General features: G+C 81.8%; 1 pseudogene. It reads left to right on the top strand.

The window, feature by feature from the left end:
* Positions 1-1,043: pseudogene (locus ACWENR_RS30915) on the top strand (primosome assembly protein PriA); the annotation flags it as partial.

Consider the following 1,043-nt stretch of genomic DNA (forward strand, 5'->3'; position numbering starts at 1 on the left):
CGTGGTGGTCGCCGACAACCGCGACCTGGACCGCCTCGACGCCGCCCTGCGCGCCGCCCTCGGCCCCGGGCGGCACGTCTGCCTCTCCGCCGCGCTCGGTCCCGCCCGGCGGTACCGCGCGTTCCTCGCCGCCCGGCGCGGCGACGTGCCGGTGGTCGTCGGCACCCGGGCGGCGATGTTCGCCCCGGTGGCCCGGCTGGGCCTGGTGGCGATCTGGGACGACGGCGACGACCTGCACGCCGAGCCCCGAGCCCCCTATCCGCACGCCCGGGAGGTGCTGCTCACCCGCGCCCAGCTCGGCGACGCGGCCGCCCTGGTCGGCGGGTTCGCCCGCACGGCCGAGGCGCAGCTGCTGGTGGAGACCGGGTGGGCCCGCGAGGTGGTGGCCGACCGGGCCACCCTGCGGGCCCGGATGCCGGCGGTCGCGCCCACCGGCGACGACCCGCAGCTGGCCCGCGACCCGGGGGCGGCCACCGCCCGGCTGCCCAGCCTGGCGTGGACCACCGCCCGCGAGGCGCTGCGGGCGGACCTGCCGGTGCTCGTGCAGGTGCCCCGCCGCGGCTACCTGCCGTCGGTGGCCTGCGCCGACTGCCGCACCCCGGCCCGGTGCCCGCACTGCGCCGGGCCGCTCGCCGTGCCGTCGGCCACCGGCACCCCCGCCTGCCGCTGGTGCGGGCGCGTCGCCGCCGCGTACGCCTGCCCGGAGTGCGGGGGCCGGCGGCTGCGCGCCTCCGTCACCGGCGCCCGGCGCACCGCCGAGGAACTGGGGCGCGCCTTCCCCGGCGTGCCGGTGCGCACGTCGGGACGGGAGGAGGTGCTCGCCACGGTGCCCGGCGGCGCCGGCCTGGTCATCGCCACCCCCGGCGCGGAACCGGTCGCCGAGGGCGGCTTCGGCGCGGTGCTCCTGCTGGACTCGTGGGCCCTGCTGACCCGGGCCGACCTGCGCGCGGGAGAGGAGGCGCTGCGCCGCTGGCTGACCGCCGCCGCGCTGGCCCGCCCCGCCGCCGCGGGCGGCCGGGTGGTGGTGGTCGCCGACGGCGCCC

Source organism: Micromonospora sp. NPDC004336, assembly GCF_053602615.1.